Source organism: Kosakonia quasisacchari, from assembly GCF_004331415.1.
GTDB classification, from domain to species: Bacteria; Pseudomonadota; Gammaproteobacteria; order Enterobacterales; family Enterobacteriaceae; genus Kosakonia; species Kosakonia quasisacchari.
Genome location: NZ_SJOP01000006.1, coordinates 166,466 through 191,587 on the forward strand (window position 1 = coordinate 166,466; position 25,122 = coordinate 191,587).

General features: G+C 53.6%; 23 protein-coding genes and 1 other RNA gene. 8 read left to right on the forward strand and 16 right to left on the reverse strand.

Features of this window, described 5'->3' with window-relative positions; all coding sequences use genetic code 11:
• Window position 1: 1 nt before the first annotated feature.
• From ubiH to E0L21_RS08620, 3 genes are read right to left on the reverse strand one after another with little or no spacing between them, the layout of a single operon-like run.
• Window positions 2-1,180 carry a 2-octaprenyl-6-methoxyphenyl hydroxylase gene (gene ubiH, locus E0L21_RS08610; protein ID WP_131408540.1) on the reverse strand — a complete coding sequence of 393 codons (1,179 nt, stop codon included), beginning with the start codon at window positions 1,178-1,180 and terminating at the stop codon, window positions 2-4.
• On the reverse strand, window positions 1,177-2,490 hold the full coding sequence (gene pepP / locus E0L21_RS08615; RefSeq protein ID WP_131408542.1) for a Xaa-Pro aminopeptidase: 1,314 nt from the start codon (window positions 2,488-2,490) through the stop codon (window positions 1,177-1,179). Before pepP ends, ubiH begins: the two co-directional genes overlap by 4 nt.
• A 24-nt stretch (window positions 2,491-2,514) precedes the next feature.
• Window positions 2,515-3,093, reverse strand: a complete 579-nt coding sequence (locus tag E0L21_RS08620; RefSeq protein WP_131408544.1) for a YecA/YgfB family protein — start codon at window positions 3,091-3,093, stop codon at window positions 2,515-2,517.
• 227 nt (window positions 3,094-3,320) lie between these two features.
• Between E0L21_RS08620 and zapA the strand changes: the two genes are divergently transcribed.
• The 3 genes from zapA to E0L21_RS08635 all read left to right on the forward strand — a co-directional run bounded on the left by zapA (window position 3,321) and on the right by E0L21_RS08635 (window position 4,493).
• On the forward strand, window positions 3,321-3,650 hold the full coding sequence (gene zapA, locus E0L21_RS08625) for a cell division protein ZapA (RefSeq protein WP_017457603.1): 330 nt from the start codon (window positions 3,321-3,323) through the stop codon (window positions 3,648-3,650).
• Window positions 3,651-3,693: 43 nt separating this feature from the next.
• Window positions 3,694-3,877, forward strand: a non-coding RNA gene (gene ssrS, locus E0L21_RS08630) — 6S RNA.
• 19 nt (window positions 3,878-3,896) lie between these two features.
• On the forward strand, window positions 3,897-4,493 hold the full coding sequence (locus E0L21_RS08635) for a 5-formyltetrahydrofolate cyclo-ligase (RefSeq protein WP_131408546.1): 597 nt from the start codon (window positions 3,897-3,899) through the stop codon (window positions 4,491-4,493).
• Window positions 4,494-4,530: 37 nt separating this feature from the next.
• Here E0L21_RS08635 and serA read toward each other — a convergent pair whose 3' ends face one another.
• Both serA and rpiA read right to left on the reverse strand, forming a co-directional pair.
• Window positions 4,531-5,763, reverse strand: coding sequence for a phosphoglycerate dehydrogenase (gene serA / locus E0L21_RS08640; protein ID WP_131408548.1), 1,233 nt, complete (start codon window positions 5,761-5,763; stop codon window positions 4,531-4,533).
• Between the two features lie 266 nt (window positions 5,764-6,029).
• A complete protein-coding gene (gene rpiA / locus E0L21_RS08645; protein WP_020455150.1) occupies window positions 6,030-6,689 on the reverse strand; it encodes a ribose-5-phosphate isomerase RpiA in 660 nt (219 codons plus the stop codon).
• Between the two features lie 164 nt (window positions 6,690-6,853).
• Between rpiA and argP the strand changes: the two genes are divergently transcribed.
• Complete coding sequence (gene argP, locus E0L21_RS08650; RefSeq protein WP_131408550.1) at window positions 6,854-7,747, forward strand: DNA-binding transcriptional regulator ArgP; 894 nt, start codon at window positions 6,854-6,856, stop codon at window positions 7,745-7,747.
• A gap of 39 nt (window positions 7,748-7,786) precedes the next feature.
• On the opposite strand, the gene E0L21_RS08655 is transcribed toward argP, so the two are convergent.
• The 8 genes from E0L21_RS08655 to tkt form a co-directional block, all read right to left on the reverse strand.
• Window positions 7,787-8,530 (reverse strand): oxidative stress defense protein, encoded by a 744-nt coding sequence (locus tag E0L21_RS08655; protein ID WP_131408552.1) that lies wholly within the window; start codon window positions 8,528-8,530, stop codon window positions 7,787-7,789.
• Between the two features lie 95 nt (window positions 8,531-8,625).
• Window positions 8,626-9,261, reverse strand: coding sequence for an arginine exporter ArgO (argO, locus tag E0L21_RS08660; protein WP_131408554.1), 636 nt, complete (start codon window positions 9,259-9,261; stop codon window positions 8,626-8,628).
• 138 nt (window positions 9,262-9,399) lie between these two features.
• Window positions 9,400-10,260, reverse strand: a complete 861-nt coding sequence (mscS, locus tag E0L21_RS08665; protein ID WP_131408556.1) for a small-conductance mechanosensitive channel MscS — start codon at window positions 10,258-10,260, stop codon at window positions 9,400-9,402.
• Between the two features lie 187 nt (window positions 10,261-10,447).
• Window positions 10,448-11,527 carry a class II fructose-bisphosphate aldolase gene (gene fbaA / locus E0L21_RS08670; RefSeq protein WP_131408558.1) on the reverse strand — a complete coding sequence of 360 codons (1,080 nt, stop codon included), beginning with the start codon at window positions 11,525-11,527 and terminating at the stop codon, window positions 10,448-10,450.
• A 215-nt stretch (window positions 11,528-11,742) separates the two neighbouring features.
• Window positions 11,743-12,906: a phosphoglycerate kinase gene (pgk, locus tag E0L21_RS08675; RefSeq protein ID WP_131408560.1), complete on the reverse strand. Its 1,164-nt coding sequence runs from the start codon at window positions 12,904-12,906 to the stop codon at window positions 11,743-11,745.
• Window positions 12,907-12,954: 48 nt separating this feature from the next.
• Window positions 12,955-13,974 carry an erythrose-4-phosphate dehydrogenase gene (gene epd, locus E0L21_RS08680; protein ID WP_131408562.1) on the reverse strand — a complete coding sequence of 340 codons (1,020 nt, stop codon included), beginning with the start codon at window positions 13,972-13,974 and terminating at the stop codon, window positions 12,955-12,957.
• 354 nt (window positions 13,975-14,328) lie between these two features.
• Window positions 14,329-15,078: a phage antirepressor KilAC domain-containing protein gene (locus tag E0L21_RS08685; RefSeq protein ID WP_131408564.1), complete on the reverse strand. Its 750-nt coding sequence runs from the start codon at window positions 15,076-15,078 to the stop codon at window positions 14,329-14,331.
• A gap of 311 nt (window positions 15,079-15,389) precedes the next feature.
• Window positions 15,390-17,381, reverse strand: coding sequence for a transketolase (gene tkt / locus E0L21_RS08690; RefSeq protein WP_131408566.1), 1,992 nt, complete (start codon window positions 17,379-17,381; stop codon window positions 15,390-15,392).
• Between the two features lie 279 nt (window positions 17,382-17,660).
• Between tkt and loiP the strand changes: the two genes are divergently transcribed.
• Window positions 17,661-18,419, forward strand: a complete 759-nt coding sequence (gene loiP / locus E0L21_RS08695) for a metalloprotease LoiP (protein ID WP_131408568.1) — start codon at window positions 17,661-17,663, stop codon at window positions 18,417-18,419.
• Between the two features lie 299 nt (window positions 18,420-18,718).
• Here the strand turns inward: loiP and speA are convergent, their stop codons facing one another.
• The 3 genes from speA to E0L21_RS25525 all read right to left on the reverse strand — a co-directional run bounded on the left by speA (window position 18,719) and on the right by E0L21_RS25525 (window position 21,122).
• Window positions 18,719-20,695, reverse strand: coding sequence for a biosynthetic arginine decarboxylase (speA, locus tag E0L21_RS08700; RefSeq protein WP_131408570.1), 1,977 nt, complete (start codon window positions 20,693-20,695; stop codon window positions 18,719-18,721).
• Between the two features lie 8 nt (window positions 20,696-20,703).
• A complete protein-coding gene (gene yqgB, locus E0L21_RS25475) occupies window positions 20,704-20,886 on the reverse strand; it encodes an acid stress response protein YqgB (protein WP_131408572.1) in 183 nt (60 codons plus the stop codon).
• 92 nt (window positions 20,887-20,978) lie between these two features.
• The gene (locus tag E0L21_RS25525; RefSeq protein WP_456237415.1) at window positions 20,979-21,122 is read right to left on the reverse strand and encodes a hypothetical protein; all 144 of its coding nucleotides are present in this window, start codon (window positions 21,120-21,122) and stop codon (window positions 20,979-20,981) included.
• A 439-nt stretch (window positions 21,123-21,561) separates the two neighbouring features.
• Between E0L21_RS25525 and metK the strand changes: the two genes are divergently transcribed.
• From metK to E0L21_RS08720, 3 genes are all read left to right on the forward strand, one after another.
• Window positions 21,562-22,716 (forward strand): methionine adenosyltransferase, encoded by a 1,155-nt coding sequence (gene metK, locus E0L21_RS08710; protein WP_131408574.1) that lies wholly within the window; start codon window positions 21,562-21,564, stop codon window positions 22,714-22,716.
• A gap of 402 nt (window positions 22,717-23,118) precedes the next feature.
• Window positions 23,119-24,513 (forward strand): galactose/proton symporter, encoded by a 1,395-nt coding sequence (galP, locus tag E0L21_RS08715; protein WP_131408576.1) that lies wholly within the window; start codon window positions 23,119-23,121, stop codon window positions 24,511-24,513.
• An 81-nt stretch (window positions 24,514-24,594) separates the two neighbouring features.
• A complete protein-coding gene (locus E0L21_RS08720) occupies window positions 24,595-25,101 on the forward strand; it encodes a SprT family zinc-dependent metalloprotease (RefSeq protein WP_131408579.1) in 507 nt (168 codons plus the stop codon).
• Window positions 25,102-25,122 lie beyond the last annotated feature (21 nt).

Consider the following 25,122-nt stretch of genomic DNA (forward strand, 5'->3'; position numbering starts at 1 on the left):
TTTAACGGGCAACCCAACCGAGGGTACGCTGCGCCAGCGCATCACGCGCCGGAGTAAATAATTCCATCGCCATCAATCCGGCATTACGCCCGACGACCAACGGTATCCAGTGATTGGCAAACAGATGCACCAGCCCATCGGTGACGCCGATAGTGGCTTTTTTATCTGCATGACGGCGATCGCGGTAGCCCGTCAATACGGGGTAGTAACCGATATCTTGCTGAGCCGACCACGCCTCGGCCAGCGTTTCCGCCAGCGTCATCACGTCGCGCATACCGAGGTTAAAACCCTGTCCGGCAATAGGATGCAGCGTTTGTGCAGCATTCCCGACCAGCACCGCGCGGTGCGAGACAGGAGAAGAAACCGCAGTCAGCTTCAACGGGTAAACGCTGCGTTTGCCCACATGTAAGATACGCCCGAGCCGCCAGCCAAAGGCCTTTTGTAACTCGTGGCAGAAACGTTCGTCAGACCAGGCGGCAACCTGCTGCTGTTTTTCCAGCGGATGACACCATACCAGCGAACAGCGACCTTGTGACATCGGCAACATTGCCAACGGGCCATGTTCGGTAAAACGCTCAAACGCCCGCCCCTGATGCGCCACAGACGTTGTGACATTGGCGATAACCGCCGCCTGGTGATAAGGCGCTTGCTGCCAGTTCACACCCAGTTGTTCGCCAATACGTGAACGGGAGCCGTCTGCCGCTACCAATAACTCACCAGTAATACATTCACCGCTTTCCAGCGTTACGCTCACCTGCCGCTCATCACGGGCAACCGCGCTGACTTTCGCCGGGCAGTGCAGCGTCACGCCGGGCGCGTTTTGCAATAGCGTGAACAGCCGCTGCCCAACGTCGTGCAGTTCGACAACGTAACCAAGCGCATCAATGTGGTAATCCTGCGCATCCAGCGTGACAAAACCGGCATGGCCGCGATCGCTGACATGAACCGTTGAAATCGGCGTTGCACAGGAGGTAATGGCTTGCCAGATGCCAATGCGCGCCAGCTGCTGGCACGTACCTGCTGCTAACGCAATGGCACGCGCGTCAAAGCCCGGATGCGCGGATGCGCCGGGTACGCTGGCTTCCACCAGATGAACAGGTAATTTGCCGTGAGTAAGATGAGAAATCGCCAGCGCAAGCGTTGCGCCAGCCATGCCACCGCCAACAATGATCACGCTCATGAATGTGATGCCGCCATCAGCGCTTCAATCTCGTCAGCGCTTTTCACGACGCTGGCGGTCAGATTTTCGTTGCCGTCTTCAGTGATGACGATGTCATCTTCAATACGAATACCAATACCGCGATACTGTTCCGGCACATCGGCATCCGGCGCGATATAGAGGCCCGGTTCAACCGTCAGCACCATGCCTGGCGCCAGTTCACGCGAGCGATCTTTGCCGTAGACACCGACATCGTGCACATCCAACCCGAGCCAGTGGCTTAAGCCGTGCATAAAAAACGGGCGGTGCGCGCTTTTTTCCACCAGCTCATCAACTTCACCTTTCAGGATGCCGAGCTTCACCAGCCCGGTAATCATGATGCGCACCACTTCGCTGGTCACTTCCTGGATGGACGTGCCTGGGCGGAAAAGCGCAAGGGCACGTTCCAGTGACGCCAGCACGATATCGTAGATTTCGCGCTGCGCCGGGCTGAATTTGCCGTTGACCGGGAAGGTGCGGGTGATATCGCCGGCATATCCTTTGTATTCACAACCGGCATCAATCAGCACCAGATCGCCATCACGCATCTGGCTCTCATTTTCCGTGTAGTGCAGGATGCAGCCGTTCACGCCAGAACCCACAATGGTGTTATAGGAGGGAAAACGCGCGCCGTGGCGGTTAAACTCGTGCTGAATCTCACCTTCAAGCTGATATTCAAACATTCCCGGGCGACAAACCTGCATCGCGCGGGTATGCGCCAGCGCGGAGATCTCCCCGGCGCGACGCATCACGTCTATCTCTTCGGCAGATTTAAACAGGCGCATTTCATGCACCATCGGCCGCCAGTCGGTTAACGTTGGCGGCGCAAGCAGATTCTGACGCGAGCCTTTGCGCAGCTTGCCTAACGCGGTAAACACAATGGTGTCGGCATAGTCGAATTCACCCTGCGCGTGATACACGGCATCAAGGCCGTTGAGCAATTGATAAAGATGTTCGTTGATATCCGGGAAAGCCAGTGCGCGATCGACGCCCAGCTTTTCCGGTGCGGCTTCCTGACCAAGGCGACGACCAAACCAGATCTCGGCGGTTTTGTCGCGCACGCGGTTGAACAGCACGCTGTGGTTGTGGGTGTCATCGCTTTTGATCAGCACCAGCACCGCTTCCGGCTCGTTAAAACCGGTGAAATACCAGAAATCGCTGTGCTGGCGGTACGGGTATTCACTGTCTGCACTGCGGGTGGCTTCCGGAGCGGCGAAAATTAACGCCGCGCTGCCCGGAACCATCTGCGCCAGCAATGCCTGGCGGCGACGGAGAAACTCAAGCTGTGTCATGACACCGACTCCCTACAAGGTGAATTAATGTAACGTGGGCTTACGCACTTCCGGTGCGGTAGGCTGAGGGCGCGTGAAGGTATCGTGGCACAGTAGCGCCGCGACACGGACGTATTCGACGATCTCTTCGAGCGACATTTCCAGCTCTTCCTGATCTTCGTCTTCGTCATAACCCAACTGCGCAATGTTGCGCAGATCGTCAATCGCTTCGCCAGTTTCACCCGTCACTTTATCGAGCTTCGGCTGGGTGACGCCCAGCCCCAGCAGGAAATGATTCACCCAGCCTGCCAGCGCGTCGGCACGGTCAAAAACGCTAACATCGTCGCCATCCGGCAGATAGAGCTGGAACAAGAAACCGTCATCTTCCAGCGAGTCACTGGTTGCTGAATGCATGCTGCGCAGCGCTTGCGCCAGCTCGTGACCGAATGCCAGACCGTCGTTGGTTAAATCATGCAGCAATGGCTGCCAGGAGCTATCTTTGTTACCGCCGCAGAGGATCCCCGCGATAAGCCCGTGCATTTCAGCAGGAAGTAATCCCACGCCCTGTTGGTTGAGTAGCTGGCCTACATCGTTGTAACCAGGTATTTCGTTCTGTATAGACATGCGCATTCGTCGTCGTTGGGGGGAATATTCATGATATGCTACCACTTTGGCCCCTGGTGATATACCCGTGATGCTTCACGTTCCATGCGTATGCATGCACACCGAATCATTAAGGTATAGACGCAAAAAGCTTGAAAGCGCGCGCCGGGGTAGCTTATAGTGTCGCCCCTTCGCAGCCCAGGACTCGGATGCGGAGGCAGAGCGCAGTCAAACAGCAGGAAGGTGGCATGTCTGCACAACCCGTCGATATCCAAATTTTTGGCCGTTCACTGCGAGTGAATTGCCCGCCTGAACAGAGAGATGCTCTGAATCAGGCCGCGGAGGATCTGAATCAGCGGTTGCAAGATCTGAAGGTTCGCACTAGAGTCACAAATACTGAGCAGTTGGTGTTTATCGCCGCGTTGAACATTAGCTACGAGCTGACTCAGGAAAAAGCAAAGACCCGCGAATACGCCGCCAGCATGGAACAGCGTATTCGGATGTTACAGCAGACCATTGAACAGGCATTGCTTGATCAAGGTCGCATAACAGAAAGACCGGGACCAAAGTTTGAATAACGCTTCAGGGTCATCTGTGTTAGAGTGACCGTGAAGCTAAAAAATATCTCTGAGATGTTTGCAAGCGGGCCAGTCCCCTGAGCCGATATTTCATACCACAAGAATGTGGCGATCCATGGTTGGTGAGCATGCTCGGTCCGTCCGAGAAGCCTTAAAACTATGACGACGCATTCACCTTGAACCAAGGGTTCAAGGGTTACAGCCAGCGGCGGCATCTCGGAGATTCCCTTCTTTATTACAAGTACCATGACGCAACTTCCTGATTTTCCCTCGTCGCGACAAGAAATCCGCAAAGTTATTCGCCAGCGCCGGCGTGAACTCACTCCTGAACAACAAACACACTTCGCCCAGCAGGCCGCGGCACGCATGATGGCGTATGCGCCGGTTGTGATGGCACATAGCGTAGCGTTGTTTCTCTCTTTTGATGGTGAGCTGGATACCCAACCGCTGATAGAGCAACTCTGGCGTAGCGGTAAACGCGTTTACTTGCCCGTGTTGCACCCCTTTAGCCCCGGCAATTTACTGTTTCTGCATTACCATCCGCACAGTGAACTGGTCGTTAACCGTCTGAAAATTCAGGAACCGAAGCTGGATGTGCGCGAAGTGCTGCCGCTCAGCCAACTCGACGTGCTGATTACGCCGCTGGTCGCCTTTGATGAACAAGGGCAGCGCCTTGGAATGGGAGGGGGTTTTTACGATCGCACGCTGCAAAACTGGCGCGAATACGGTCTGCAACCGGTAGGTTACGCGCATGACTGCCAGCGTGTGGAGAAGTTGCCAGTGGAAGAGTGGGATATCCCGCTGCCTGCGATGGTTACACCATCCAGAATATGGCAGTGGTAACTTTCCCCTCCCTTGCGGGAGAGGAAAAAAACATCGTTTAGAACAGCAGACGGGAACGAATGGTGCCCGGAATCGCTTTCATGCTCTGCAACGCTTTCTGCGCCACATCTTCATCCGCTTCAATATCAATAACCACATAACCCATATACGGCGTGGTTTGCAGGTACTGCGCGGCAATGTTGATATTCTGACTGGCGAAAATTTGGTTGAGTGCAGTCAGAACGCCAGGGCGGTTTTCGTGGATATGCAGCAAACGACGGCCACCGTGCAGCGGCAAAGAGACTTCCGGGAAGTTCACCGCAGAAAGCGTCGAACCGTTGTCGGAGTACTTGATCAGTTTACCGGCCACTTCCAGACCGATGTTTTCCTGCGCTTCCTGCGTGGAACCACCAATGTGCGGCGTCAGCAGGACGTTATCGAATTCACACAGCGGGGAGTTAAACGGGTCGCTGTTGGTCGCTGGTTCAGTCGGGAACACGTCGATTGCCGCGCCCGCCAAATGTTTACGCTTCAGCGCATCACACAGTGCCGGAATATCCACCACCGTACCGCGAGCGGCATTGATCAGTAATGCGCCCGGCTTCATCAGCGCCAGCTCTTCTGGCCCGATCATATCTTTTGTAGAAGCGTTTTCTGGCACATGCAGGCTCACCACATCGCTCATATTCAGCAAGTCGGAGAGATGTTGCACCTGAGTTGCATTGCCGAGTGGCAATTTGCTTTCGATATCATAGAAATAGACATGCATCCCCAGCGATTCCGCCAGAATACCAAGCTGCGTGCCAATATGACCGTAACCGATAATACCGAGTTTTTTACCGCGCGCTTCATATGAGCCAACCGCCAGCTTATTCCAGATACCACGGTGCGCTTTGGCGTTCGCTTCAGGAATACCGCGCATCAGCAACAGCAGTTCGCCAATTACTAACTCCGCCACCGAACGGGTGTTAGAGAACGGCGCGTTGAATACCGGAATGCCACGCTTCGCGGCTGCATCCAGATTCACCTGGTTGGTACCAATACAGAAACAACCGATAGCCACCAGCTTTTCCGCCGCAGCGATGATGTCTTCAGTCAGTTGAGTACGGGATCGCAGGCCAATAAAGTGGGCATCACGGATAGACTCTTTCAGTTGCTCGCTATCCAGCGCGCCTTTGTGAAACTCAATGTTGGTGTAACCCGCAGCGCGAAGGCTATCCAGAGCTTTCTGGTGCACCCCTTCGACGAGCAGAAATTTAATCTTGTCTTTCTCCAGTGATACCTTTGCCATTTACCCGACCCTGTTTTGTCTTGACTGTGATGTTGTGCAGATTGCAATCCGCGTTAGTCAACATATCAAAAAAAACTATCGCAGCAATATGAACGTTTGCGTCGGGCATCTGAAGAAATGTCATACAGCGGGAAATGGCAGAGAAAAATGCTAAGAATGAAGATGCAAGCGGCAGGTAACGCAAGGCAAGGGCGAAAGCGTGACAGATATCACCAAATTTGCCCATTGCAGATTTTTTACAGGGAGACCAGCGCCTCCCTGTCAGATCATTTCACGATAGTTTTCACGCCGTCAGCAGTGCCGATCAGCGCCACATCCGCGCCACGGTTAGCAAACAACCCTACAGTCACTACGCCTGGCAACGCATTGATGCTGTTTTCCAGCGCAATCGGGTCGATGATCTCAAGACCGTAAACGTCCAGGATGACGTTGCCGTTATCCGTTACCACATTTTGCCGGTATTCCGGGCGACCGCCCAGCTTGACCAGCTCGCGAGCAACAGCGCTACGCGCCATCGGAATCACTTCCACCGGCAATGGAAACTTGCCGAGGATATCAACCTGCTTGGAGGCATCCGCGATGCAGATGAATTTATCCGCCACCGAGGCGATAATTTTTTCACGCGTCAGCGCCGCGCCGCCGCCTTTGATCATCTGCATCTGGCCGTTAATTTCATCCGCGCCATCCACATAGATGCCCAGACGGTCCACCTCGTTGAGATCGAATACGGTAATGCCAAGGCTTTTCAGTTTCTCGGTGGACGCGTCCGAGCTGGAAACCGCGCCTTCGATCTGGCCTTTCATGGTGCCCAGCGCGTCAATAAAGTGTGCAGCGGTAGAGCCCGTGCCAACACCCACAATGGTGCCAGGTTCGACATACTTAAGCGCTGCCCATCCCACTGCTTTTTTGAGTTCATCCTGCGTCATGGTCGTTTGCCTGTGGTGTGAAATTTCAGGCGCATTATAGACCAGCGTTACCCTAAATGTCCCTGTGACCAGTGTCACATTACGCGACGTCCAATTTCGTCTGTACCGAACAAAAATTTATGTCATAGTGCTGAATACGATTTTTTCAGGAGAATGCCCGAGCAATGAAACGTCCGGACTACAGAACATTACAGGCGCTTGATGCGGTTATTCGTGAGCGCGGATTTGAACGTGCCGCACAAAAGCTGTGTATTACCCAGTCCGCCGTGTCGCAGCGCATTAAGCAACTGGAAAATATGTTTGGTCAGCCGCTGCTGGTGCGCACCGTTCCACCTCGCCCCACAGAGCAGGGGCAAAAACTGCTGGCGTTGCTGCGCCAGGTCGAGCTACTGGAAGAAGAGTGGCTTGGCGACGAACAAACCGGTTCCACGCCGCTGCTGTTATCACTGGCGGTCAACGCCGACAGTCTGGCGACCTGGCTGTTGCCGGCATTAGCCCCGGTACTGGCCGACTCGCCGATTCGCCTGAATCTGCAGGTGGAAGACGAAACCCGCACTCAGGAGCGTTTGCGTCGCGGTGAAGTGGTTGGCGCAGTGAGTATTCAGCCGCAGGCGCTGCCGAGTTGCCTGGTCGACCAACTCGGTGCGCTGGATTATCTGTTTGTCGGTTCGAAAGCGTTTGCTGACCGCTATTTCCCGAATGGCGTTACCCGCTCCGCACTGCTAAAAGCACCGGCGGTTGCGTTTGATCATCTCGATGATATGCATCAGGCGTTTTTACAGCAGTATTTCGATTTACCGCCGGGCAGCGTGCCTTGCCATATCGTCAACTCTTCCGAAGCGTTTGTACAACTGGCGCGCCAGGGTACGACCTGTTGCATGATCCCACATCTGCAAATTGAAAAAGAGCTGAACAGCGGCGATCTGATCGATCTCACACCCGGTTTACTACAGCGCCGGATGCTGTATTGGCACCGTTTTGCGCCGGAAAGCCGGATGATGCGCAACGTCACGGACGCGTTGCTGGAATATGGGCATCGGGTGTTAAGGCAGGATTAAGAAAACGCCCTCTTCCCGGCCGGGAGAGGGCGAAAAGCATTACTTCGCCGGTGCCGCTGTCTGCGGCTGGCTCTGAGTCGGTTCCAGTTGGAACACGACATCTACCTGATCAGCAAACTGAATCGACGGTTGCTCATAGGTTTCCTGTGCGGAAGCGGCTTCTGGCGCATCCGCTTTCATCATGCGGACCATCGGGCTCGGCTGATAGTTGGAAACATGGTAGCGCACGCTGTAGATTGGGCCGAGTTTGGCATTGAAACCGGCTGCCAGTTGCTGAGCTTGACGCGTCGCATCATCAATGGCCGCTTTACGCGCTTTATCTTTAAAGGTTTCCGGTTGCGCAACGCCCAGCGATACAGAACGAATTTCGTTCAGCCCCGCTTTCAGCGCGCCATCCAGCAATGAATTAAGTTTATCCAACTCACGCAGCGTAACTTCCACAGTACGCACTGCGCGGTAGCCTTTCAGGATGCTTTTGCCGTTCTGGTAGTCATAGTCAGGTTGCGTGCGTAAGTTCGCAGAATTAATGTCTTTCCGGGCAATGCCATTTTGCTCAAGAAAGCTAAGGTATTGCGCAACACGGTCATCGGCCTGTTTTTTGGCTGAGGCAGCGTCTTTCGCGGCGACATTGACCTCAATCGCCAGCGTGGCGATGTCCGGGGTCGCGTCCACGCTTGCCGTACCCGAGGTGACAATATGCGGACCGTCCGGCAATTCGCTCGCCTGTACCGCCATCGCGCTGAAACCGACCATTGCCGCCAGGGCCATCACTTTAAATTTCACAGTTGCTCCTCCATGGTGCTTTTGTTACGCCCAGAATTGCAGGACGCCTGGCAGCAAGCTTAGCGGCTAAGCGTGAATTGTCCATCGGACTTACCTTAACTGAATAATCCCTGCATATGGCGCACACCTTCTCGCGCCAACTGGAAAGCGATAAACCACATCACCACCCCCACCAGGGTGTTAATCACCCGCTGCGCTTGCGCCGTGCGCAAACGCGGCGCAAGCCAGGCAGCAAGTAAAGCAAGGCTGAAAAACCACAGGAAGGAGGCGCTCACCGTGCCCAGTGCAAACCAGCGTTTTGGCTCCGCATCAAGCTGACCACCCAGGCTGCCAAGCACCACAAACGTATCGAGGTAAACGTGGGGATTCAACCAGGTAACCGCCAGCATCGTGGCGACTATCCGCCAACGCCCTTGCCGCAATGCTTCAGCAGTCGCCAGTTCAATGTTGCTCCCGAACGCCGTTTTCAGTGCGCCAAAGCCGTACCACAGTAGAAACACCACGCCGCCCCAGGTCACCAGCGCCATCAGCCACGGCGACTGCATCAGCAATGCGCTCCCGCCGAAGATGCCCGCGCAAATCAGTAATACGTCACTGAGCGTACAAAGAGCCGCGGTCATGATGTGGTACTGCCTGCGGATGCCCTGATTCATGACAAAGGCATTTTGTGGCCCAAGCGGCAGGATCAACGCAGCCCCAAGCATAAGGCCTTGAAAATAATAAGATAGCACGTAGTGATTCCGTCAGAGTTGTTGCGAGCGCTGACTATAGCGCGGGATGATCATTAGATGAAATGGATAATACTAATCACTAATAAGCACTTCTAATAGCGAAGAGCACAAATAAGGCCGGAACCCCGGCCTTGATGTTTACTGTTCTGTGGAATTTTTCACGCGTTTGAAATTCACATCCATTTGTGGGTACGGGAAACTGATACCATTTTCGTCAAAACGGCGTTTGATAAGCTCCAGCACATCCCAATAAACGTTTTGCAGATCGCTGCTCTTGCTCCAGACGCGTACCACAAAATTAATCGATGAAGGCCCCAATTCATTGAGGCGTACCGTCATTTCACGATCTTTGATAATGCGTTCGTCAGCCTGAATAATTTCAGTCAGGATGCGTTTCACCTCATCAATATCAGAATCATACGCCACGCCAATGATGAACTCGTTGCGCCGCACCGGTTCGCGGGAGAAGTTAACGATATTCCCGGCGATAATTTTGCCGTTCGGAATAACCACAATACGCCCATCGACAGTGCGCATGGTGGTGGAGAAAATCTGCACCTGCAATACCGTACCGGCCACGCCACCCAGATCGACATACTCGCCAGAGCGGAACGGACGGAAAGTCACCAGCAGCACACCAGCAGCGAGGTTAGAGAGCGAACCTTGCAGCGCCAGACCGATAGCCAGACCGGCGGCACCAAGAACCGCGATCACCGAGGCGGTTTGCACACCAACGCGCCCCAGAGCGGCAATCAAGGTAAACGCGATAATAGCGTAGCGCACCAGTGCGGAAAGAAAATCCGCCACCGTGGCATCAATGTGTCGCGCCACCATCAGTCGGTTGACGGTATTCGAGACAATGCGTGCCACAATCATCCCGACAATGATAATGGCGATAGCCGCCACGATATTAACGACATAGCTCAACAACAGCGCCTGGTTGTTCACCAGCCACGAACCTGCATCGTTGATGCTGTCGACAACGTTAAGATCTTCCATTCGTGCTTCCTTATGTTGTTCCAAAACGGGAAAACCACCCCTTCCAGCAAGGAGATATTCCTAAAGGGTAAGCATAAAGCCGCCATTTCGCCAAGTTGATCACATTTTGTGTTCGCAGGCATTCTATTGAATTCGCAATAAAAAAGGCCCGCAAAATGCGGGCCTTTTCAGACAGAAGCAGTGCAAATTACAGAACGTCTACCGCGTTCAGTTCTTTGAAAGCCTGTTCCAGACGAGTCACCATGCTGGACTGCGCTGCACGCAGCCATACACGCGGATCGTAGTATTTTTTGTTCGGCTGGTCTGCGCCTTTCGGGTTGCCCAGTTGGCCCTGCAGGTAGCCTTCGTTTTCTTTGTAATACTTCAGAATACCTTCCCAGGTTGCCCACTGGGTGTCGGTATCGATGTTCATTTTGATAACGCCATAGCTTACGGAGTCTTTGATTTCCTGTGCGGAAGAACCGGAACCACCGTGGAATACGAAGTTCAGGCTGTTGTGCGGCAGGTTATGTTTTTTGGAAACATATTCCTGAGAATCGCGCAGGATAGTCGGGGTCAGTTTCACGTTACCCGGTTTGTACACGCCGTGTACGTTACCGAAGGAAGCGGCGATGGTGAAACGCGGGCTGATTTTGTTCAGCTCGGTGTACGCGTAATCAACGTCTTCCGGCTGGGTGTACAGTGCAGACGCGTCCATGTGGCTGTTGTCTACGCCGTCTTCTTCACCACCGGTGCAACCCAGTTCGATTTCCAGCGTCATGCCCATTTTGGCCATACGCGCCAGGTATTTGGAGCTGATCGCGATGTTCTCTTCCAGAGACTCTTCAGACAGGTCAATCATGTGAGAAGAGAACAGCGGTTTACCGGTAGCGGCGAAGTGTTTTTCACCCGCATCCAGCAGGCCGTCGATCCACGGCAGCAGTTTTTTAGCGCAGTGGTCAGTGTGCAGAATAACCGGCACACCGTAGTGCTCAGCCATCTGGTGAACGTGATGCGCACCAGAGATAGCACCCAGAATTGCCGCGCCCTGCGGAACGTCGGTTTTCACACCTTTACCCGCGATGAACGCTGCGCCACCGTTAGAGAACTGAACGATAACAGGCGCTTTAACTTTCGCTGCAGCTTCCAGAACGGCGTTGATGGAGTCAGTACCCACGCAGTTAACCGCAGGCAGAGCGAAGTTGTTTTCTTTAGCTACCTGGAACACTTTCTGAACGTCATCACCAGTGATCACGCCAGGTTTTACGAAATCAAAAATTTTAGACATGTTACGTAGTCCTGTATCTTCGGCCGTTGTACACATCATCCTTCAAGCTGACTCGGCGCTGGCTGCCTTCGCTTACATCAGAGACTTATTTTAGTCAGTTCCTGATGATTCACTCCGTTGCCGCCTTGATGCAACTTGAATGATTTTGTGTAGAGAATTAAAGCGAGCCCGAAAGCGCGCTGAAAACAGGGCAGGTTTCCCTGCCCTTGAATGTCTTACTTCTTAGCGCGCTCTTCGAGCATGGCTACTGCCGGCAGTACTTTGCCTTCCACAAATTCGAGGAACGCGCCACCGCCAGTGGAGATGTAGGAAATCTTGTCAGAGATACCAAACAGGTCAATCGCCGCCAGAGTGTCGCCGCCGCCTGCGATGGAGAACGCGTCGCTGTCGGCAATCGCGTTAGCCACAATTTCGGTACCTTTACGGAAGTTCGGGAATTCAAACACGCCAACCGGACCGTTCCACAAAATAGTTTTGGCGTTTTTCAGGATTTCAGCCAGTTTTTGTGCAGAAACGTCGCCCAGATCCAGAATTTGCTCATCATCTTTGATGTCAGAAACAGATTTCAGGGTCGCGGTTGCGGTTTCAGAGAACTCTGTCGCAACGCGAACATCTGTCGGGACCGGGATATCGCAAGTAGTGAGCAGGCGTTTGGCTTCATCAACCAGGTCGGCTTCGTACAGGGATTTACCAACGTTATGGCCTTGAGCAGCAACGAAGGTGTTCGCAATGCCGCCGCCAACAATCAGCTGGTCAGCGATTTTTGACAGAGAATCCAGAACGGTCAGTTTAGTGGAAACTTTAGAGCCACCAACGATGGCAACCATCGGACGAGCCGGTTCTTTCAGCGCTTTACCCAGTGCTTCCAGTTCGTCTGCCAGCAGCGGGCCTGCGCAAGCAACATCAGCAAATTTACCGATACCATGCGTAGACGCCTGCGCGCGGTGCGCAGTACCAAATGCGTCCATCACGAACACATCGCACAGTGCAGCGTATTTTTTAGACAGTGCTTCGTCGTCTTTCTTTTCACCTTTGTTAAAGCGAACGTTTTCCAGAACGACCAGTTCACCTGCGGCAACTTCAACGCCGTCCAGGTAATCTTTAACCAGGCGAACCGGGTTGGACAGTTTGTCTTTCAGATAGTTAACAACCGGCAGCAGAGAGAATTCTTCGTTGTACTCGCCTTCGGTCGGACGACCCAAGTGGGAAGTCACCATCACTTTCGCACCCTGCTTCAGCGCCAGTTCAATGGTCGGCAGAGAAGCACGAATACGCGCGTCGCTGGTCACTTTGCCATCTTTAACCGGCACGTTCAGATCAGCACGGATGAAAACGCGTTTACCAGCCAGATCCAGATCGGTCATCTTAATTACAGACATGGTGAATCCTCTCAATGATTCTTAAAGTTTTGCGAGCGCTGTTGCGCCCTACCTGAAACCAATAGCCGCCATTGCTAACGTCGTGTCGAGCATTCGGTTAGCAAAGCCCCATTCGTTATCGCACCATACCAGGGTTTTAATCAGGTGCGCGCCACTGACCCGTGTCTGCGTGCCATCAACAATGGCACTGTGCGGATCGTGGTTAAAATCGGTTGAAACCAACGGTAATTCCGTATAATCAACTATACCATGAAATGTTCCCTGCGCTGCTTTTTGCAGCAACACATTGACTTCACTGGCTTTTACCGGTTTCTTCACCGTTACACTCAGATCGATAGCGGTGACATTAATCGTCGGCACGCGTACCGCTATCGCTTCAAATCTGTCATTAAACTGCGGGAAAATTCTCGAGATGCCTGCCGCCAGTTTTGTATCCACCGGGATGATGGACTGACTGGCTGCGCGCGTACGCCGCAAATCGGGATGATAGGCGTCAATCACTTGCTGGTCGTGCATCGCTGAGTGAATCGTTGTCACGGTTCCTGACTCAATGCCATACGCATCGTCGAGTAGTTTTATGACCGGAATAATACAGTTCGTCGTACAGGACGCGTTAGAAACCAGCAAGTCGTCGGCTCGCAGCGTGTTTTGGTTAACGCCGAAAACAATCGTTGCATCAAGATCGTGGCTACCAGGATGGGAAAAGAGCACTTTTTTCGCGCCCGCCGCCAGATGTGCCGCGCCATCGTCACGGTTGCCGTACACGCCTGTACAGTCGAGTACCACATCCACGCCCAACTCGCGCCAGGGCAGCGTGTCAATAGCACGCTCATGCAGGATGCGAATAACATCGTCGCCGACAATCAGCTGTTCACGTTCATGGCGAACATCCCATGCGAAACGCCCATGGCTGGTGTCATATTTCAACAAATGCGCCATGCCAACGGCATCGGCCAGTTCGTTGATTGCCACCACGGTGATTTCCGCCCGACGCCCGGATTCATACAAAGCACGAACCACGTTGCGTCCAATGCGACCGAAACCATTAATCGCTATGCGTACGGTCATAACTCTCCTGCAAGGCTAGCCAGCCTGAAGTGGATGACAGAGTAATCCAGCAACCACAGAAGGGGAATCCTCGCCTGCTTAAACTGCGTCTGTTTGATTATTTGTCGAACATTTAGTCGACTGAAACGCTTCAGCTAGAATAAGCGAAACCTGGAATAAAAGGAATGATTGTCCAGACGGTTTCGCCAGTAATCTGACCTGCATCACATTTTCATTGGAATAATTGGTGCACACAGAGGGTTCGTTCGTGAGACTGAGAATTTACAAAAGGGGGAAACAAGCGCAACAAAGCATCCCTGCGTGATGTGTTGATTGAGGAAGGTTGATTCCGGCAAAGCACTTTAATGATGATGATTAAAACCAGCTACGTTCCGGCGTGATGGCTTCGGTACGCTCTGCGCGCGGCATCTCCACCGGCAGCGAAGAGAGCTGTTTAGCCCACAAATCAGCAACCCATTTTACACCCTTAGCGGTGAAACGCGCCTGAGACCAGCTACGCTTGTTTTCCCCTACGCCGCCATGGACGGTAAAGTAGCCCGCATCAATATGGTATTGCGGCGGCATCAGCGTACCGTCGACGCGCTGCATAATGTTGCGTTCAAGCAAAAAGTTCCGGAACTGAGATTCCTTCACCCGGAGCATCTTACAAAGCTGACGGAAACCAAGCGACTCTTCAACCCTGACATACCGGTCAAAGAACTCCGCTTTTGGGGCAGAAAGGGCAAGCAGTGCTTCTGCACGCTGACGCTTTTCATACTGTTCGGCCCACGCGCGCGCAGCGGCTGCCGGATTAGTAAAATCAGGCAGGCTGATAAGCGTCTCTTTCTCCTGCCAGCGATCGAGCATTTCTGCTGTAAAGCCCGGCGAGAGGCGTGAAACTGTCAGCAGCGAGTCTCGCTTATTAAGCAAAAACTCCTGTCGCATCTCACCTTCTCGCTCATACATATGCTCATTCACCGGCTGGGAGAGCCGTTGCGCAGTTTCCAGGCTTTTCACCATCCGTTTCACTTCGGTGTGAGTCAGGCCTGTTAATTTTGCGATTTCGCGGCTGCTGATTGTCACCAGAACATGTTGCGAACTGAAATTTTCACCAGGGATTACCATAGGTTCACTCCTTACACACTCACCTTGGATAATTTGTAGAATTATTATACGACACACTGTATAAATATCCAGTATATTTTTTATACATAAATCAACGGCGTATAAGGCGTACTGTGAAGAGAGGGCTAAACGGGTAGTAAGCGGCTGAAGAAACTAAAGCAGAGGCATGGCTGATTGATGGATTGATATGGAGGGATGACGGTATGTTTAGCGGGCCTGCAAATCTGTAGCTTTAATAAGACATCGATGCCATCTGGAATGACATGTTTGTGCTGGCCCGGCAGGCATTTCGCCGCCGGGCCAGAGGGGGATTACAGCAGTGCTTTCGCTTTTGCTACAACATTGTCGACAGTGAAGCCAAACTCTTCAAACAGCAACTCCGCCGGAGCTGATTCACCAAAGGTGGTCATACCGACGATAGCGCCGTTCAGACCGACGTATTTATACCAGAAGTCAGCAATACCGGCTTCAATCGCCACGCGTGCGGAGACGGCTTTCGGTAGTACGGATTCACGGTAAGCCGCATCCTGCTTGTCGAACGCGTCGGTGGACGGCATAGACACTACGCGCGCCTTCACGCCTTCGGCAGAGAGTTTTTCCCACGCCGATACGGCCAGTTCCACTTCTGAGCCAGTGGCAATCAGGATCAGTTGCGGCTGACCCGCGCAATCTTTCAGGACGTACGCACCGCGGGCAATATCTGCCAGCTGCTGTGCGGTACGCTCCTGTTGGGCCAGATTCTGGCGGGAGAGGATCAGCACAGTCGGGCCATCATGGCGCTCAACCCCGTATTTCCATGCCACCGCAGATTCTACCTGATCACATGGACGCCAGGTGCTAACGTTCGGCGTAACGCGCAGAGAAGCAACCTGCTCTACCGGCTGGTGAGTCGGGCCGTCTTCGCCCAGACCAATCGAGTCGTGGGTGTAAACCAGCACCTGACGCTGTTTCATCAACGCCGCCATACGCACCGCATTACGTGCATATTCAACAAACATCAGGAAGGTAGAGGTGTATGGCAGGAAGCCGCCGTGCAGAGCGATACCGTTGGCAATCGCGGTCATGCCGAACTCGCGCACGCCGTAGTGAATGTAGTTACCCGCAGTATCTTCGTTAATCGCTTTCGAACCGGACCAGATAGTCAGGTTCGAAGGAGCCAGGTCAGCGGAACCGCCGAGGAATTCCGGCAACAGCGGGCCGAAAGCTTCGATAGCATTTTGAGAGGCTTTACGGCTGGCGATTTTCGCCGGATTGGCCTGCAGCTTTTCAACAAAGGCCTGCGCTTTAGCGTCGAAATCAGACGGCAACTCGCCTTTCATACGGCGGGTGAATTCAGCCGCTTCCTGCGGGAAGGCTTTCGCGTAAGCAGCGAACTTATCGTTCCACGCCGCTTCTTTCGCCTTGCCTGCTTCTTTTGCATCCCACTGAGCATAGATTTCAGACGGGATTTCAAACGGTGCGTATTTCCAGCCAAGCTGCTCACGGGTCAGCGCGATTTCCGCGTCGCCCAGCGGCGCACCGTGGGAGTCGTGGGTACCGGCTTTGTTCGGCGAACCGAAACCGATGATAGTTTTGCACATCAGCAGAGACGGTTTATCCGTCACGCTGCGTGCTTCTTCAACGGCGCGTTTGATGGCATCAGCGTTATGACCGTCAATGCCACGAACCACATGCCAGCCATAGGCTTCAAAGCGTTTCGCCGTATCGTCGGTAAACCAGCCTTCCACGTGACCATCAATGGAAATGCCGTTGTCATCATAGAACGCCACCAGTTTGCCCAGCTTCAGCGTACCAGCCAGCGAGCAGACTTCGTGGGAGATGCCTTCCATCATGCAGCCGTCGCCCATAAAGGCGTAGGTGAAGTGGTCAACAATGTCATGACCCGGGCGGTTGAACTGCGCGGCGAGGGTTTTCTCAGCAATCGCCATACCTACAGCGTTGGCAATGCCCTGGCCCAGTGGGCCGGTAGTGGTTTCAACACCGACGGTGTAGCCCACTTCCGGATGGCCCGGCGTTTTTGAGTGCAGCTGACGGAAATTCTGCAGTTCAGACATCGGCAGATCGTAGCCGGTGAGGTGCAGCAGGCTGTAAATCAGCATTGAGCCGTGGCCATTGGACAGCACAAAGCGGTCACGGTCAGCCCAGGCCGGATTTGTCGGGTTATGGTTCAGAAAATCACGCCACAGCACTTCGGCGATATCGGCCATCCCCATCGGGGCTCCCGGGTGACCGGATTTGGCTTTCTGTACCGCGTCCATGCTCAGCGCACGAATAGCATTAGCAAGCTCTTTACGTGAGGACATTTTGACTCCAGATCGGACTGTTAAGGGCTGTTCCCGTAACGACTTGACGACAGCGCGTTTTGGGCTACGCCGGAAAAAAGTGCCAACAATGTAACCCAAGCGACAAGTCATGTACATGGAGCATCCTTTTGCCGATTCAGAAATCTCTGGAAGCTGCTCGCATGTTGCGCAATCTCCTCGCCCGCCTTCTGTTCTGTTCCTTATACTTAAGCTCACCACCGGTTCGCCTGAACCTGTGTATGAACAGAATAGCTATCCAATTATTGCGGAAGAGAACAAATGAAAATTCGCCCAGCCCTTTTTGCCCTGGGAATGACTACCCTGCTTGCCGGGTGTCAGAACATGAACTCCAACGGTTTTCTTAGCTCAGGAGCGGAAGCGTTCCAGGCCTACACGTTGAGCGACGCGCAGGTAAAAGCGCTAAGCGATGACGCCTGTAAACAGATGGACAGCAAAGCGACCATCGCACCGGCCAGCAGCCCGTATACACAGCGTTTGAATAAAATTGCCACCGCTCTGGGTGACAACATCAATGGCCAGCCCGTGAACTACAAAGTCTACGTGGCAAAAGATGTTAACGCCTTCGCCATGGCGAATGGCTGCATCCGCGTCTACAGCGCGTTAATGGACATGATGACCGATAACGAAGTTGAAGCGGTGATTGGCCACGAAATGGGTCACGTGGCGCTTGGCCATGTGAAGAAAGGCATGCAGGTTGCACTCGGCACCAATGCGGTGCGCGCGGCGGCGGCCTCCGCAGGCGGGATTGTGGGCAGCTTGTCGCAGTCGCAGCTTGGCGCACTGGGCGAGCAACTGGTTAACTCCCAGTTCTCGCAGCGCCAGGAGTCCGAAGCGGATGACTACTCTTACGACCTGTTGCGCAAACGCGGTATCAACCCAGCCGGGTTAGCCACCAGCTTCGAAAAACTGGCGAAGATGGAGGAAGGCCGTCAGAGTTCAATGTTTGACGATCACCCCGCCTCGGCTGAACGTGCGCAGCATATCCGCGATCGCATGGCGGCAGATGGCATTAAATAAGCCATTGGGAGGCAATCTTGCCTCCCTTTTTGTTTCACCTGAAAAAAGCACAGCGAATAAAACGCTTCAATTACCAAAGTGTTCGAACGGATTGCAACGCGTTGAATAGTTTACAACACGCGTGTTTTCCCGGTTACCCGGAAGGATGTTGTCAGCGGTTACAATGGCGTGTTATCCCGCCAATATAAAGTCGGCCTCCACCAGAAGAGCAGCTTGACCTGCTGATAAAAAAATCCCCTCCGCGCCGTGCTGGCGAGGAAGGGATTTCGTTCGTTACCGGTCAGACGCTATAAATTGCGTTACTCATCTTCCAGATAGGTGTAGCCGTAAAGCCCGGCTTCGAACTCTTCGAGGAACTGCTGTTGCAGCGTCTCATCGAGCCCGGTCTGTTTCACCTGATCGCGGAACTGCGTCAGCAGCGTTTTCGGATCGAGCTGCACGTACTGCAACATATCCGCCACAGTGTCGCCTTCATCAGAAAGCTCCACTTCAACGCTGCCATCCGGGAAGACAAATACGTTAACCGCTTCAGTATCGCCGAACAGGTTATGCATGTTACCGAGGATCTCCTGGTAAGCACCGACCATAAAGAAGCCCAGCATCGGCGGATTCTCCGGGTCGTATTCCGGTATCGGCATGGTCGTCGCAATCCCGTCGCCATCCACGTAGTGATCGATAGCGCCATCGGAATCACACGTAATATCCAGCAGCACCGCACGGCGTTCCGGCGCGTGGTTCAACCCTTCTAACGGCAGAACCGGGAACAACTGATCGATCCCCCACGCATCCGGCATTGACTGGAACAGTGAGAAGTTGACGTACATTTTGTCCGCCATGCGCTCCTGCAACTCATCAATAATCGGGCGATGCGCGCGGTTGCTCGGATCGAGCTGTTTTTGCACTTCGTGGCACATATTCAGATACAGCTGTTCGGCCCACGCACGCTCTTGCAGACTGAACGTGCCGGAAGAGTAACCGACATGAATATCGTGCAGATCCATCTGGCTGTCATGCAGCCACTCGCGCAGTGAACGGCGCGTACCCGGCTCATGCATCTCCTGCCAGGTTTCCCACATGCTCTGCAACGCGCGCGGCGCGTCTTCGGCCGGAGGGATCGCTGGCGTGTATTCGTTACGCTCAACGCCAATAATGTTAGAAACCAGCACGGTATGGTGCGCGGTCACCGCGCGGCCAGACTCGGTGATCACCGTCGGGTGCGGCAGGCCGTGCTCTTCACAGGCATCGCCAATCGCCCAAATGATGTTGTTGGCATATTCGTTCAGGCCATAGTTCACGGAACAATCTGACTGGGAACGCGTACCTTCATAGTCCACACCCAGGCCACCGCCCACGTCGAAGCACTGAATATTGACGCCAAGCTTATGCAACTCAACATAGAAACGCGCTGACTCGCGCACGCCAGTGGCGATATCGCGAATGTTCGCCATCTGCGAACCAAGATGGAAATGCAGCAACTGGATGCTATCCAGACGCCCGCGCTCGCGCAGCATTTCCACCAGTTGCAGAACCTGGGTTGCCGCCAGACCAAATTTTGATTTCTCGCCGCCGGAGGACTGCCATTTCCCGGAGCCTTGCGATGCCAGACGCGCACGCACGCCTAGACGCGGTACCACGTTCAGGCGTTCTGCTTCTTCCAGCACGATGGCGATTTCGGTCATTTTCTCAATCACCAGATAGACCTTATGGCCCATCTTTTCGCCAATCAGCGCGAGGCGAATGTATTCACGGTCTTTATAGCCATTACACACAATCACCGAACGGGTCATGCCCGCATGCGCCAGTACCGCCATCAGCTCCGCTTTTGAACCCGCTTCCAGTCCCAGCGGTTCGCCGGAATGGATCAGGGACTCAATCACGCGGCGATGCTGGTTCACCTTGATTGGGTAAACCAGGAAATAGTCACCGTTGTAACCGTAAGATTCACGCGCGCGTTTGAAAGCGGCGTTAATCGAACGCAGACGATGTTGCAGGATCTGCGGGAAACAGAATAGCGCGGGCAGACGTTGCCCCTGCGCTTCACGCGCTTTCACCAGCTGCGCCAGGTCGACACGGGCATGGGGGACATCCGGATCCGGGCAAACGCTGATATGGCCCAGCTCGTTGACGTCGTAGTAATTATTGCCCCACCAGGCAATGTTATAAGTACGAAGCATCTTGCTGGCTTCCTGGGAGCTCATCGCAACCTCCTGCATGGAACGTAGTACACCTTGTTCGCCCGCTGACGAAGGCGAAACCGAAGACATGTCGTCAGACATAGCAAACCTCAATAGATGAAAGTGTATACCGTGTGCACGTCACGACGCCCAATGGCGGCAGCGCGAGAATGCATAAGGATAAAATAGTTGACTACTATCGCAGTGACACATAGCGATAACAACCCATAAACAGTCCGACTTTTCAGCGCAATATGCTGAAGCACCGACTGTGCGACCGGTTTCTTATTCATATCATTGTAAACACGTATCGGGACTCGAGTATGACAGCCCGGCGAAACCACGAGAAAACCCCTGATTTAACAGGAGAGCCCTTGTTCAGTTATCACAATGCCTTACCGGCCCTGGAGTCCTGAGAAGCACCGAAATGGGTATAACATCGCCAGGTTTGCAGATTCGAAATGCAGGTTGCGGGGAATAAACGCACGTCAGAACGACGCGACAGGTCCTGTAGAAAACAGCGCTTCATTATCTCTTATCACCTCCACGCAAGCCGTTAAGACCCGCGACAAGCCAAAGCCATTAAATTCACTGCTTAACCCGGCTGGAAGTGGCGACACAGCGTTTCGGCCGTGCGCTTTTTTAATGAGCCGCGCGCGGCGTTTTATACCGATAACGGGGTGAAAATGCAAAATAAAAAAGCTGTGTTTGCCGCATTGCCAGGAAAATTTTCCGTCACTATTTGTGACAGGATGTGGAGAGCATCAAAAAACGCTGGCAATAGGGCCAGGATTTAACCTAGAATAGCCATCCAGATGTTAATCCGTCCATACGTGAAGAATGTATGTGCAGAACCGATTAACACGCAGACTTCATGTGTCACCTTCTGCAGTCCGCGTCCGCCAGACGCGAAGACCTCCGGACACAGAATTCGAGCTAACCGTATTACTCCAGGGTGAAAACTTACTATGGCAAAACACCTTTTTACGTCCGAGTCCGTCTCTGAAGGGCATCCTGACAAAATCGCTGACCAAATTTCCGACGCCGTGCTGGACGCTATCCTCGAGCAGGATCCGAAAGCACGCGTTGCTTGTGAAACCTACGTCAAAACCGGCATGGTCCTGGTCGGTGGCGAAATCACCACCAGCGCGTGGGTTGATATCGAAGAGATCACCCGTAACACCGTACGTGAAATCGGCTATGTGCATTCTGACATGGGCTTTGACGCAAACTCCTGCGCCGTACTGAGCGCAATTGGTAAACAGTCTCCGGATATCAACCAGGGCGTTGACCGTGCAGACCCGCTGGAACAGGGCGCTGGCGACCAGGGCTTGATGTTTGGTTATGCGACCAATGAAACCGACGTGCTGATGCCAGCACCGATCACCTATGCTCACCGTCTGGTTCAGCGCCAGGCTGAAGTGCGTAAAAACGGCACGCTGCCATGGCTGCGTCCGGACGCGAAAAGCCAGGTGACGTTCCAGTATGGCGACGGCAAAATCGTCGGCATTGACGCGGTGGTTTTGTCTACTCAGCACGCAGAAGATATCGATCAGAAATCCCTGCAAGAAGCGGTGATGGAAGAGATCATCAAACCGATCCTGCCGACCGAATGGCTGAATGCCTCAACCAAATTCTTCATCAACCCGACAGGCCGTTTCGTTATCGGTGGCCCAATGGGCGACTGCGGTCTGACCGGGCGTAAAATCATCGTTGATACCTACGGCGGCATGGCTCGTCACGGCGGCGGCGCATTCTCCGGTAAAGATCCGTCAAAAGTTGACCGTTCCGCCGCATATGCCGCGCGTTACGTTGCGAAAAACATCGTTGCTGCTGGCCTTGCCGATCGCTGTGAAATCCAGGTCTCTTACGCTATCGGTGTAGCTGAACCGACCTCTATCATGGTGGAAACGTTCGGTACGGAGAAAATTGCCCTCGAACAGCTGACACTGCTGGTGCGCGAATTCTTCGATCTGCGTCCGTACGGCCTGATCCAGATGCTGGATCTGCTGCACCCGATCTACAAACAAACCGCCGCATACGGTCACTTTGGTCGCGAAACTTTCCCATGGGAAAAAACCGACAAAGCGGCGCTGCTGCGTGAAGCTGCCGGTCTGGAATAATTCTCTGACCGCGTTGCTGTTCAGGCCAGCCTTGTGCTGGCCTTTTTACTTTTTACACCTGTTCATTCCGTCACACTTTTCCCCAGTACCTATACTCACTTATCTCGTATCGTATTTATCTGAAAGCGATTACACCGCTACGCTTCGCTGATTTTTCAGAGTTTTCCTTTTGAAAAATGAACGCATCATGATTGTTACATCACGTTTCGGTTTAGTCTGAAACTCACCGCGCCCCCTCTCCTTTATCCGCCAACAATTCTATAATAATTAACACTTTTATTTACATTAGCGGCCTTATTGCTATGTAACCGATTACACTGATGTGATGTAAATCACGTATTTTTAGTGATGAGTGGCCTACCTTTTACATCGAAAAAACCAATGACATGAATGGAGGGCATAATGCCTGACAATAAAAAACAGGGGTATTCAAACAAGGCAATGACCTTCTTTGTTTGCTTCCTCGCTGCACTGGCAGGACTGCTTTTTGGCCTGGATATTGGGGTAATCGCGGGCGCGTTGCCCTTTATTACCAAAGATTTTCAGATTAGCTCGCACACGCAAGAGTGGGTGGTCAGCTCAATGATGTTCGGTGCCGCCGTTGGTGCCGTCGGCAGCGGCTGGCTCTCCTGGCGCCTGGGACGTAAAAAAAGCCTGATGATTGGCGCGATCTTGTTTGTCATCGGTTCGCTCTGCTCTGCAGCCGCGCCAAACGTGGAAGTGTTGATTATTTCCCGCGTACTGCTCGGCCTCGCGGTCGGTGTTGCTTCTTATACTGCGCCGCTGTATCTCTCTGAAATCGCACCGGAAAAAATTCGCGGCAGTATGATTTCCATGTACCAACTGATGATCACCATCGGGATTCTTGGCGCTTATCTTTCTGATACCGCGTTCAGCTACAGTGGCGCATGGCGCTGGATGCTGGGCGTCATCATCATTCCGGCAATTTTGCTGCTGATTGGCGTGTTCTTCCTACCGGACAGCCCGCGCTGGTTTGCCGCCAAGCGCCGCTTCCATGACGCCGAACGGGTGTTGTTGCGCCTGCGCGATACCAGCGCCGAAGCGAAAAATGAACTGGAAGAGATCCGCGAAAGCCTGCAAGTAAAACAGTCCGGCTGGGCGCTGTTCAAAGAGAACAGCAACTTCCGCCGTGCGGTGTTCCTTGGCGTATTGCTGCAGGTGATGCAGCAGTTCACCGGGATGAACGTCATCATGTATTACGCGCCGAAGATCTTTGAGCTGGCGGGCTACACCAATACCACCGAACAAATGTGGGGGACGGTGATCGTCGGTCTGACTAACGTACTGGCGACCTTTATTGCCATCGGTCTTGTGGATCGCTGGGGACGCAAACCCACGCTGGTGCTGGGCTTCATGGTGATGGCGGCCGGTATGGGCATTTTGGGTACCATGCTGCATCTGGGTATCCATTCGCCGTCGGCGCAATACTTTGCTGTTGCCATGCTGCTGATGTTTATTGTTGGCTTCGCCATGAGTGCCGGTCCGTTGATTTGGGTGCTGTGTTCCGAAATTCAACCGCTGAAAGGCCGCGACTTCGGTATCACCTGCTCCACCGCGACCAACTGGATTGCCAATATGATCGTCGGCGCAACCTTCCTGACCATGCTGAACACGCTGGGCAACGCCAACACCTTCTGGGTTTACGGCGGTCTGAACGTCCTGTTCATCCTGCTGACGCTGTGGCTGGTGCCGGAAACCAAACATGTTTCGCTGGAGCACATCGAGCGTAACCTGATGCGTGGCCGCCCGCTGCGCGAAATTGGTTCCCATAACTAACCTTAAAGGCTTCTTCTGCGGAAGAAGCCTTTGCTTTTTGCCTGTTGCACTCATGCCCCGCCCCACCTATTCTCTGCACTTATGAAAACACCCCGTCTCCCAATCGCCCTTCAGCAAGCCGTGATGCGCAGCCTGCGGGATAAACTCACGCAAGCGAACCTAAAACTGGGGCGCAACTACCCGGAACCGAGACTGGTATATCAACAGCGCGGCACGGCGGCAGGCACCGCCTGGCTGGCCGATTACGAAATCCGGCTTAACCCCGTTTTGCTACTCGAAAACCAGCAGGCGTTTATTGAAGAGGTGGTTCCACACGAACTGGCACATTTGCTGGTGTGGAAACATTTTGGTCGCGTCGCACCGCACGGCAAAGAGTGGAAGTGGATGATGGAGAGTGTGCTCGGTGTACCCGCTCGCCGCACACATCAGTTCGAACTGGAATCTGTGCGACGCAATACTTTCCCATACCATTGCAAATGCCAGCAGCACCAATTAACCGTGCGACGACACAACCGGGTGCTGCGCGGAGAGGCAGTTTACCGCTGCGTACACTGCGGCGAACCGCTGGCTGCTGGCGCGAGTAACTGAATCCATTAAGAAGTTTTCCGC

What these genes read in the sequence shown, in the direction of transcription:
- ubiH (WP_131408540.1), bottom strand. Translation starts at nt 1,180, where the DNA reads ATGAGCGTGATCATTGTTGGCGGTGGCATGGCTGGCGCAACGCTTGCG.
- pepP (WP_131408542.1), bottom strand. Translation starts at nt 2,490, where the DNA reads ATGACACAGCTTGAGTTTCTCCGTCGCCGCCAGGCATTGCTGGCGCAG.
- E0L21_RS08620 (WP_131408544.1), bottom strand. Translation starts at nt 3,093, where the DNA reads ATGTCTATACAGAACGAAATACCTGGTTACAACGATGTAGGCCAGCTA.
- zapA (WP_017457603.1), top strand. Translation starts at nt 3,321, where the DNA reads ATGTCTGCACAACCCGTCGATATCCAAATTTTTGGCCGTTCACTGCGA.
- E0L21_RS08635 (WP_131408546.1), top strand. Translation starts at nt 3,897, where the DNA reads ATGACGCAACTTCCTGATTTTCCCTCGTCGCGACAAGAAATCCGCAAA.
- serA (WP_131408548.1), bottom strand. Translation starts at nt 5,763, where the DNA reads ATGGCAAAGGTATCACTGGAGAAAGACAAGATTAAATTTCTGCTCGTC.
- rpiA (WP_020455150.1), bottom strand. Translation starts at nt 6,689, where the DNA reads ATGACGCAGGATGAACTCAAAAAAGCAGTGGGATGGGCAGCGCTTAAG.
- argP (WP_131408550.1), top strand. Translation starts at nt 6,854, where the DNA reads ATGAAACGTCCGGACTACAGAACATTACAGGCGCTTGATGCGGTTATT.
- mscS (WP_131408556.1), bottom strand. Translation starts at nt 10,260, where the DNA reads ATGGAAGATCTTAACGTTGTCGACAGCATCAACGATGCAGGTTCGTGG.
- fbaA (WP_131408558.1), bottom strand. Translation starts at nt 11,527, where the DNA reads ATGTCTAAAATTTTTGATTTCGTAAAACCTGGCGTGATCACTGGTGAT.
- pgk (WP_131408560.1), bottom strand. Translation starts at nt 12,906, where the DNA reads ATGTCTGTAATTAAGATGACCGATCTGGATCTGGCTGGTAAACGCGTT.
- epd (WP_131408562.1), bottom strand. Translation starts at nt 13,974, where the DNA reads ATGACCGTACGCATAGCGATTAATGGTTTCGGTCGCATTGGACGCAAC.
- E0L21_RS08685 (WP_131408564.1), bottom strand. Translation starts at nt 15,078, where the DNA reads ATGGTAATCCCTGGTGAAAATTTCAGTTCGCAACATGTTCTGGTGACA.
- tkt (WP_131408566.1), bottom strand. Translation starts at nt 17,381, where the DNA reads ATGTCCTCACGTAAAGAGCTTGCTAATGCTATTCGTGCGCTGAGCATG.
- loiP (WP_131408568.1), top strand. Translation starts at nt 17,661, where the DNA reads ATGAAAATTCGCCCAGCCCTTTTTGCCCTGGGAATGACTACCCTGCTT.
- speA (WP_131408570.1), bottom strand. Translation starts at nt 20,695, where the DNA reads ATGTCTGACGACATGTCTTCGGTTTCGCCTTCGTCAGCGGGCGAACAA.
- yqgB (WP_131408572.1), bottom strand. Translation starts at nt 20,886, where the DNA reads ATGAATAAGAAACCGGTCGCACAGTCGGTGCTTCAGCATATTGCGCTG.
- E0L21_RS25525 (WP_456237415.1), bottom strand. Translation starts at nt 21,122, where the DNA reads ATGAAGCGCTGTTTTCTACAGGACCTGTCGCGTCGTTCTGACGTGCGT.
- metK (WP_131408574.1), top strand. Translation starts at nt 21,562, where the DNA reads ATGGCAAAACACCTTTTTACGTCCGAGTCCGTCTCTGAAGGGCATCCT.
- galP (WP_131408576.1), top strand. Translation starts at nt 23,119, where the DNA reads ATGCCTGACAATAAAAAACAGGGGTATTCAAACAAGGCAATGACCTTC.
- E0L21_RS08720 (WP_131408579.1), top strand. Translation starts at nt 24,595, where the DNA reads ATGAAAACACCCCGTCTCCCAATCGCCCTTCAGCAAGCCGTGATGCGC.